Origin of the sequence: Gordonibacter sp. An230, from assembly GCF_002159915.1 — a bacterium.
Taxonomy (GTDB): Bacteria; Actinomycetota; Coriobacteriia; order Coriobacteriales; family Eggerthellaceae; genus Rubneribacter.
In genome coordinates this window covers 161182-170890 of sequence record NZ_NFJP01000005.1, presented here as the reverse complement: position 1 = coordinate 170890, position 9709 = coordinate 161182, and the positions used below count along the sequence as shown (strand labels likewise).

At 63.8% G+C, this 9709-nt stretch carries 6 protein-coding genes; 3 read left to right on the top strand and 3 right to left on the bottom strand.

Annotation, left to right across the window (positions count from 1 at the left end; translation table 11 throughout):
• Positions 1-601 precede the first annotated feature (601 nt).
• Positions 602-844, top strand: a complete 243-nt coding sequence (locus B5F40_RS04305) for a helix-hairpin-helix domain-containing protein (protein ID WP_087193142.1) — start codon at positions 602-604, stop codon at positions 842-844.
• 780 nt (positions 845-1624) lie between these two features.
• Here B5F40_RS04305 and B5F40_RS04300 read toward each other — a convergent pair.
• Both B5F40_RS04300 and B5F40_RS16170 read right to left on the bottom strand, forming a co-directional pair.
• On the bottom strand, positions 1625-3064 hold the full coding sequence (locus B5F40_RS04300; RefSeq protein WP_087193141.1) for an MATE family efflux transporter: 1440 nt from the start codon (positions 3062-3064) through the stop codon (positions 1625-1627).
• A 359-nt stretch (positions 3065-3423) separates the two neighbouring features.
• Positions 3424-3564: a hypothetical protein gene (locus B5F40_RS16170; RefSeq protein WP_162610885.1), complete on the bottom strand. Its 141-nt coding sequence runs from the start codon at positions 3562-3564 to the stop codon at positions 3424-3426.
• Positions 3565-3894: 330 nt separating this feature from the next.
• Here B5F40_RS16170 and B5F40_RS04295 point away from each other — a divergent pair, with 330 nt between their 5' ends.
• On the top strand, positions 3895-4551 hold the full coding sequence (locus tag B5F40_RS04295; protein ID WP_162610884.1) for a molecular chaperone TorD family protein: 657 nt from the start codon (positions 3895-3897) through the stop codon (positions 4549-4551).
• A 39-nt stretch (positions 4552-4590) separates the two neighbouring features.
• On the opposite strand, the gene B5F40_RS04290 is transcribed toward B5F40_RS04295, so the two are convergent.
• A complete protein-coding gene (locus B5F40_RS04290; protein ID WP_162610883.1) occupies positions 4591-6303 on the bottom strand; it encodes a helix-turn-helix transcriptional regulator in 1713 nt (570 codons plus the stop codon).
• A 284-nt stretch (positions 6304-6587) separates the two neighbouring features.
• On the opposite strand from B5F40_RS04290, the gene B5F40_RS04285 reads away from it, so the two are divergent.
• Positions 6588-9695 carry a molybdopterin dinucleotide binding domain-containing protein gene (locus B5F40_RS04285; RefSeq protein ID WP_087193139.1) on the top strand — a complete coding sequence of 1036 codons (3108 nt, stop codon included), beginning with the start codon at positions 6588-6590 and terminating at the stop codon, positions 9693-9695.
• Positions 9696-9709: the final 14 nt, after the last annotated feature.

The window sequence follows — 9709 nt, the reverse complement described above, 5'->3', positions numbered from 1 at the left end:
CCCCGATCCTGACCCCCGGCATCCCTCGCCCCAGCCCCTTGGCCTCTCGCCCTCCGGCCCCTCATCTCGTGCATGGACGTGAAACGCGAGCCGATGTTTCACATGAAACACTCGTTCGCGCTCCTTCCATCCATTCTCTCCTGTATAAACGCTGGCCACATGGCACTTCCTTCGCTTGCTCAAACATCGGCCCAACTCTTTCTCGCACATGCACGGAGAGCTGGGCGAACGTGCGCACCTTCGATTGTCGATAGCGCCCCTCCTCGCGTGCGAAACGCTTTGGGACTTTCCCATCGCACGTTTCTGGCATTCGGCCCCTCTTCACACGCATGCGCGGAGCGCCTCATTGCCGGCGCGCACAGGGAACATGTCGATATTCCCCTCGCAGGCGCGCGCAGAGCCCCTCGCAGTTGCCGAATCGAACAGGCGCGCCTCCATGCCCCCTTGCACGCGTGCGCGAAGCCCCCATTCGCACATACGCTCCCTATCGCTTCAGAGCCTTAAGTCGGTCGCCCGCCCCCGCTTCTTGATCTCTCACACATACCCCAACCTGGTACAATGGCCCCAATGACGTTCAACGCCACTGCGCAAAGGAGCAAGCATGGCAGATGTGACGACCATTCCCACGATCGGGCCGCGGCTGGCTCAACGCCTACGCGACATCGGCATCGAATGCGTCGAGGATCTGCGCGGCCAAGATCCCGAAGAGCTGTACGCGCGCGACGTCCTCGTTCACGGAGAGGCCGACCGATGCTGCCTGTACGCATACCGCGAGGCCGTGTACTTCGCGGAAGCGAAGCAGCCCGATCCGGCAAAGCTGAAATGGTGGCTTTGGAAGGATTGACCCCCTCTTTTTTCCACGCGCAATTGCGGCCCTCGGACATGGTGGCGCCCCATCCTTTTGCCACCCAACAGCCAGCGCAGCTCGGCTCGCCCTTTCTTGCACGCAAGCATCTTTCCTTGGCGCATAAATCACCAGATTGCCGTCGAAACCGATAGAGATCGAGCCTGTTGCTCGCACTTTTCCCGGATTTTCGGATTCTCGACCCAACGGACAAAGACGCAACCTAGGAAAATGAGGGAATTGCCTCGTCGGACGCGCCCCGCCCCCCCAAGCCCGGTAGCAATCTGGCGATTGTCGCGCCGCAGGTCGTCCGTGTCGCGCATCACAACTCTCGAACGATCACGCGCAGGGAAGCGCAGGCCTTTGCCAAGCCAGGATCGATCCGGGCTCATGTTCGCCGAGCCACGAACCGAGCCTCACCAGACCGGGCGGTGCGGGAGGCCCGTCCAGCGCGCGAGGCCTCCCGCGGCCTCGACGGGGCCTTGCCCGCCGGGTCGACCCCACCTGTATCGACCCCCGTTTGACGAAAGGAGGCCCCTTTCATGGCGGAAAATGACGGAAAACCGCTATCAGAGGATGGCGAAGGCGTCCGACATCGCTACCTTCCATTCGACGTCCCCACATATAGCCTGATCAACATGTCATTCATTCTCACTCGCCAAGAAAACGACGCTTCGTGATCGCGGATTTCCGTCGTTTTCCGCCATCAAGCCCCGCCCTCCGCGCGCCAGACGCCGAAGCCGCACGGCGCCGCTCGTTCAACTCGTCAGCGCCGCTCGCTCACTTCAGCCAGCGGGGTCGTCCAACGCATGCGCCGTGCGGCCCATCGCCGCCCAGATGCAAACGCGACCATCGGCGCACGTACGCGCGCCCGATAAGAGCAGGAACGACCGGCGAGGCCGCCTGCGCCACGAAGATGCCAACGAATCCGCAGCCGAGCACGCCGCTCAGCAAAAACGCGAGGCCGAAACGCACGGCGAACGCATCAACAAGCGAGTTCGCCAAAACGAGCCGCGGCGAGCCGGCTGCAAGCGCAAACGAGTCGAAGCTGAACATGGCGGCATAGAACAGGCCGTTCACACTGCAGGTGATACGCAGGTACAGCACGGCAAGGTCGTGCGCCGCGCTGCCAGGCGCACAACCGTAGGCGGCCACCACCGCGGGTGCAAGCAGCTGGACGAGAACTTGGACGCCCGTGGTCACGCCCACGTTGAGCCGTGCGCCGAGGCGTACGACCTCGCAGGCGCGAAGGGGCAACGCAGCACCCATGTTCTGCGCAGCAGCCGTGGTGATGGCTTGGCCGACAGCCCAGCATGGCAGCCCCGCGACGGTGCTGATCTGCAGGCCGACGCCCGCCGCGGCGGCCACGTCGGTGCCGTAACGATTGAGCAAACCCGTGACCAGCGCGTACGACAGGTTCACCACGGCCATCTGCGCGGCTGCAGGCATGCCCACGCGCAGCACGGCAGCCACGCTCGCTCCGAGGCGCAGCCCGTCGCCCAACCCGCCGAACGCGCCCGCCGCACGACCCCGTCCCGCGAGCACCCGAGCGCCCGGATAGCGCCGCCACGCGACCACGAGCGCACCCGCAGCCGCCACGCCCTGCGCGATCACCGTGGCGTAGGCCGCACCCTCAACGCCGAGCCCTGCCGGCCCCACGAGCGCAAGGTCGAGCGCCACGTTCACGAGCGCCGACATGCCCACCAGCAGAAGCGGCGTGCGCGCGTCGCCATGCGCTTTCAGAAACGCCACGGCGGCGTTCAGCAAAAACGACCCTGCGCAGCCCGTGCACACCACCTGGGTGTACGCCACCGCCGCATCGAACGCCACGGGCGGCACCGCGTTCGCCGCGAACGCCGGTCGCGCGAGCACTGCGCCCGCCAGCGCGAGCAGCCCCGCCGTGCCCACCGCCGACAACAGCGTGGCCGCGTACGCGCTCCGCTGACCGGGCACGTCGTCTGCGCCCACCGCTCGCGCCACCGCCACGCCTCCCCCGGTGGCAAGCCCCATCACGAACGCGCTCACCAGATACGCCGCGTTCGTCGCGTTCGAGATGGCCACGAGTCCCGCTTCGCCCACCACGTGGCCAACCACCACCATGTCCACGGTTTGGTACACGTATTGCAGCAGATTGAGCGCCATGAGCGGCAGCGCAAACGCGACGAGCCGCCGAAGCAGCGGCCCTTCGGAAAACAAGCTGTCGGAATTGAAGTTCGCCATGATCCACCTCGATGGTCTTGGAATGCGAAGGACAACCTCACCGCCATCGCCCCCGACGCAGGCCCCTGCCACGCCGCAAAGCGGCAAAAGCAGAGGACGCACGCCCGCACCGGAAAGTCCACGACCCCCTCAGCACGCCCGCAATGTCGCGCTCGAAACCGAATCCGCAGGCAGACGTAATGAAAACGCAGTCGACACAAAGGACGAGAGGAGGCCCGAATCGAACCGGACGCCGCATGGATTCTCGGCGGCAAGGCGCGCCGTCGGCAATGGGGCCGTCGGTACAAAAAAGCGCCGCGGACGAAGCCATCCGCAGCGCTTGGAATCACCGGCATTCCGGCATCGACAACGCAGCGCGCCTACGCGACGCGCCTCCCGATGCCGACGATCATACCCGTTCCCGCTCCGTGCGGCGCTTCATCGGCGAACGCGCACAGAGCAGCTGCCCTGCAGAGCTTCATGAAATCCTCCCGAGAGGTGAACATAGCGACTAGAAGCATACCTCCGGCGCTCCTTCACGTCAACCGCAGGCGGCAGGCTGCGCCAAAGGGGTCGCTCAACGACACTCGGGGCCGCATCCGCAAAAGCCGCTTCGCACCTCCGACAGCCCAACTCGCCCGATTCGGACGATGCTCTCGACCCCGCGCCGCTCACGTGCGAGACGGCCCGGCTCCATGCCGACAGGCCGTCCCCATCCGCTGCTGGCGAATGCCGCGCGAAGCCTCGTTCGGCCGTCCGCCAAGCCGCATACGCGGCAAAATGGTCATATCGTGCCCATGCGAAACCAGCTCCAGCAAGGTATCGTAAAGGCGCTGGAAGAAAGGATTACCATGACCGATAGCAACGACAGCGCGCCGCTCGTTCGCGGGTTGGGCGTAGTGCTCGACGCATGCGCCGAAGCGTTCCTGAACGAACCGACCTCGCAGGTCGTATCCGACATGCGCCGCGTGGCGAACGTGCTCGGCGCACCCGGATTCGACGACATAGAAGCCGACGACGGCCTCAAACAACGTTACTACGACCGGATGTTCGTAACTTCAAGCCCTCTGTACGTGCCGCTCAGAGAAGGAAGCATCGTGGGAGGAGGCGTCGACCAAAACGGGGCCATGCGCTACGCGGGAATCGAGAGCGGCCGCGCCGACCACGTCCTTCGATGCTACCGTGCAGTTGGCTTCGACCATCGGGCCCTCGTGGGCTATCCGCTGGCCATCTCGACGCTCAAACCCGACTCAATCGCCTCAGAACTGGCATTTCTCGCATTCTGCGTGCAGCGTTGCGCCAAGGCGAACGAAGCGGGGCAGCGCGACGAAGCCGCGCGTTGGATCGAGCTTGCGCAAACGTTCGCCCGAGACCACGCTTGCACCTGGATCCCTGCAGCCGCCGCATGCCTCGAACGCACGTATCGGGACTTCTACGCCCGCGTATGCACTTTGGCCGCCCAAGCGGTTCATGCCGTTCTCGACGAAGCCCTCCGCAAGCCTTCCTAAGAAAGCGGCAGTAAGAGGTAGCCACCCTCATCGCCGACATCAATCCCGGCAGTACGCCAGATCGATCAGCTCCTGCTGGGAATGAACGTCGCATTTCTGGAAGATATTGCTGACGTGCGAGTGCACCGTGTTCAGGGAGATCGTCAACTCGTCGCGAATGTAGGGGCGAGTGCGTCCTGCGAGCAACAGCTCCAATATCTCCGTCTCGCGCCTGGTCAGCCCATAGCGTTGCTGCAAAGACCGCGCCTTGAGCTGAAGCAGGCGCTCAAGGCGCACCTCCTCGCGCTCCGGCTCGTCCCCATCGGCATCCGAGGCGCCATCCGCAATGAGAGCGCCAGCCGAGAGGCCGCGGCTTTCGCGTGCGTTCCGTTCAGTCTCAAAGCCCCCTTCGCACGTCGTCTCTACGGCCAAGTCCCTTGTACCCCTCGCATCCTGCCCGCCCAGCCTTTGCGATCGGGCGTCCAAGCGCCAATGGGGGTTGAACCCCGTGAGCATCGTCGCGAACACGGCTATCGCCACCGCCGCAAGGGCGGCCCCAAGCCGTACGTCCATCGGCAGCAGGTTCACCGCCGCAAGCCCCGCAGAGCACCCCAGCACGATGCCGAGCCCTTGCCCGGCGGCGATCCCCAGAAACACCGCCGTCGCCAATTCGCGGCGTCTCCTCAAATGCTTTGCGGCGGCCATCCAGCAGCTCAGCTGAATGCCGAACATCCCCATGAAATTCATCGAGTAGGCCACTATGCGCGCATACAGGTTCTCATGCCCGAGCCAGAGCACGCTCAAAACAAGAAGGGCGAACGGTATCTCCCAGCGGTACGACAGCGTGATGCTGATATAGCGCGCGTAGCGCAGAAGCAACGCGAACAGGGCCACCGCCACCACGATGGCGCACAAAAACGGAATCAGGTAATGAAGGTAGCGGTCGTAAGCGCCCACCGGAGCAGCCACGACGCGCATGAAGGAAACAAGAAACCACAGCGCCGAGATCATGGCGAACGTCGAAAGCGAGCGCCGCATTTCGCGGCAAAACGCCCCTTGCGAAGCCGGCGCCCCTTCGAGCTCACGGAGCCCGGGCGAAGCCCCGTCCCTGAAGCGGCGCGACCCGGCCTCCTCGGCACCCTCCCCCGCAGCCGCGACAGCCGTTGCGGTCGGCGTCTCGACCGCCTCGGCAAGACCGGCTTCAACCCCGTCCGTCCGACCCTTCGACCGAAACGCCAGATACATGGACGCCGCCGGAAGGGCGGACGCCACGATCAAGTCGACCACGCCGTACAGTTTGATGGGAAGCGTGACGCAGTACAGCGCGAACGCGATCACGAAACTCGCCATCGTGTCGAACTCGATCGCCGAATGGGAGCTCAGCGAAAAGCGTCCGCCCCACACGGCCGTCATGACGGCAACGCCCACGCCCAGAAGGAGGCCTGCGATGGCGAACGTCGTCCAATACCACTCTATGACGATGTAGCTCAACCATAAAGCGATGTTGCCGGCAACCGCGCACGCCGCCCCCGCCACACCCCAAGAAGGGTGGTCGAGGGACACCCCGCAACGCGCAAGGCCCAAGCCCGCCAATGCGCACACCAACTCCGACACCGCCGACGCTATCCAAATGAATTCAAGATTGTAAGGAACGAACGTCCCTACGGCCATGCCGCATCCGAACAGCGCGATGTAGTTCCACGCCAGAAAGAACGCGAATCCTATGTTACGCGTCACGTACGTCCGAATGCTTCCCGCAAAGCCTTCCGCCATGAGCCTTCCTCTTACGCAAGACGCCACGCGCCCCCGCACTGCTTCCCTAATTGACACCAAATGAATCAAGTATATCATAACACCTGTTCGCAGATCGTGTTCCAACCGATCTGGTCACATCATGGGGATGCCCTCCCCTCGTGCTTCTCACCCCGTTCTCACCATGCGCCGCCTCGCTTTTACGCCCCACGACCAACAAAATGGTCACGACCTGCCCATGCGCGCCGCCGACCCACGCACCACAATAGGCTGGCTTTCAACCCACGAGACGAGAAGGAGGGAGCATGGAATCGGTGAACCTGAGCCGAAGGAGCTTCGTGAAAGCGACCGCCGCAGCGGGAGCCCTTTCGGTTATGGGAGTAGGACTCGATCATCAAAGCACCGCCGCCCTTGCGAGCGAGGCCGACTTCCCCGCGCCAAAGCAAGGACAGCCTGTCGAAGCGACGGTCGACCCCAAAACCGGCGAGGTGACCGTCAACGACGACGTCATCATCCGCTACAGCACCTGCCTAGGATGCTACTGCGATTGCGGCAACCGCGTGAAAATGGACCGAGAAACCGGACGCGTCCTTTCCGTGGCCGGCAATCCGTACCATCCGAACTGCTCGTATCCGGTGCTGCACTTCGAGGAGCCCCTTGAAGAGGCATACCGCTCTATGAGCTATTCGAGCGCCAAGGGACAGGCCATGCCCGGAACCATGTGCGCGCGCGGCATGGGAACATGGGACGCCTACAACCAGCCAGACCGCATTACCACGCCGCTCAAGCGCGCCGGCGCGCGAGGCGAGGGCAAGTGGAAGCCCATCAGCTGGGAGCAGCTCATCCAAGAAGTGACCGAGGGCGGCAAGCTCTTCGCCGAAATCGGCGAGGATCGGCACATCGAAGGTCTGAAAGCGCTCCACGACAACGAGACCCCCATCGACCCCCAGCAGCCCGACCTGGGAGCCGTATCCAACCAGGTGCTGCTCATGGGCGGTCGAGCCGACGGTCGCCAGGCTATCTGGCAGCGCTTCGGAGGGGCCTACGGCACCACCAATGTATTCGGCCATTCGGCCAGCTGCGGCGGAGCGCAAGTGGCCAAGAACATGTCGAAGATCGGCGGAAAGGGAGCCATCTCCGATGTGGACTTCTGCGAGTACCTGCTGTGGTGCGGATCGTTTCCCGGAGCCACCGGCAACAGCTTCCAGGGCATGGCCAAGCGTTCGGCGACGCGCCTTGCGGCAGGCGAGTGCACGATGGACGTCCTCGACCCGGTTCTGGGCAACGGCAATGTGACCCCCACCATGAAGGGCATCAACTGGATCCCCATCAAAACCACCACGAACGCCGCCTTCGCCTGCGCGGCATCGCAGTGGATCATCGACAACGAAGCGTACGCCGAGGACTACTTGACGGCACCGTGGATCGAACCCGCCTGGGAGGCCGGTTACGCCTCGTTCAGCAACGCGACCCATCTGGTCATCGTGGACGAAAGCCACCCGAACCATCGCAGGCTCATGCGACCGGCCGATGCCGGCCTTGAAGAGCCCGCTTTCGAAGGGAAGGCGGCCGACAAACCAACGTACAAGGTGGTGATCGACGCCGCCACGGGGCAGCCGACGGTGAACACCCAGTGCGAGAAGGCCGAGTTGCGCTTCGAAGGCGAGGTCAACGGAGTGAAGGTGCGCACCGCCTTCTCCCTGTTCGACGAGTCGGTGCACGAGCGATCCATCGAGGAGTACTCGGAGGAATGCGGCGTGCCGACATCCGAGATCGAGCGCATCGCCAAGGAGTTCACCTCGCACGGCACCAAATCGTCGGCACGCCTCATGGGCGGCTCGGCATGCGTGACCGGCGTGGACACAACGTTGGCCTACCGAATGCTCAACGCGCTCATCGGCTCGGACGAGATGATCGGCGGATGCGGGCCTTCGAACATGGGCGCTAGCACCACAGCCGACGGCAAGCGCTACAAGCTGGGCACCGTCGAGGGCAAGCCCGACATCTCGAAAGCCCAATGCATCGCCCGCAACGGCAAGGCGTGGGAGAAAACCGACGAGTACAAAAACCGCGTGGCCGCCGGAGAGAAGGATCCCAAGCCGATGCTGCCATGGTTCCCCGTGGAAAGCTCTGCCGACAGCCAGGCCCTCGCCTCCATCGTGAACCAATACCCTTATCAGGCGAAGATCATCCTCAACTGGATGCGCACCTCGCTCGAATGCATTCCCGGCGCCATGCGCTCCGAGGTCATCGACAAGCTGAAGGATCCCGAAGTGGTTCCGCTGTTCATCTCCTGCGACGTCGTCATCGGCGAGGACACGCAGTACGCCGACTACGTGGTTCCCGACACGAACCCCTACGAAAGCTTCGGAACGCTCAACATGGAAGGCTGGGTCGGCTACGGAGACGCCCTGCGCTGGCGCGTCAAAGAGCCCGGCTCCATGAAACTCGACGACGGTCGCTACGCCAGCATCGAGACGTTCCTCGTGGACGTCGCCAAAGCCTGCGACGTGCCCGGCTTCGGCGACAAGGCCGTGCAGGACGCCGAGGGCGCCTGGTGGCCCATCAACGACGCCTGCGACTACTTCATGAAAGCCTTCGCGAACCTCGCCTTCGACGGCGAGCCCGTAGCCGATATCTCCGAAGAGGATGTTCGTTTGCAAGCGCTCGACGACCTTCCCGAAGAGTGGAGACAAGCCGTCACCGAGGAAGAGTGGCCGAAAGTCCTGAACGTGATCTCCCGTGGCGGTCGGTTTCATCCCGTTGAGGACGCCCTCGACCCCGAAAGCGGACGTAACGCCTACATCAAGCGAGACAGCACCGCTCCTTTCGAGGCCCTCTTTTACAGCGAGGTGCGCGCCACGCGCAAAAACGACTACGATGGCAGCTATTCGTCGGGCACCCTGTCCTACACGCCCCAGGCGTTCGCCGACAAGCGTCTGTTCACCGATGTCTACTCCGAAGAGGAGTTCCCGTTCGTCTCCACGAACTACAAGCCGCGCTTCCGCTCGATCTCGATGCTGGCGAACAGCCCGCTCATGCGCGACCTCTGCGAGCACAACTACATCGAGATCAACGAGAACGATGCTGATGAGCTGGGCATCAAGGACGGCGACACGGTGCGCGTGACCAATCCCACGGGCGACGTCATGGAAGGCGAGGCATGGGTGCGCGGCGGCGTTGCGAGGCGCACGTTCGCCGTGGCTTACGGATACGGACATCGCGCCTACGGAGCCCAAGACGTCGAGATCGATGGCAAGCTCACCAAAGGCGATCCCGCCATCGGCGCCGGCGTGCACCTCGACACGATGCTCGATCCCACGTTGGGCGACGACGTCGTCTACCCGCTCAACGACAACGACTCCGGAACGCCGGGACGTTCGGGCGGCATGTACAAGATCGAGAAAGCGTAAAGGAGGGTCTGAGC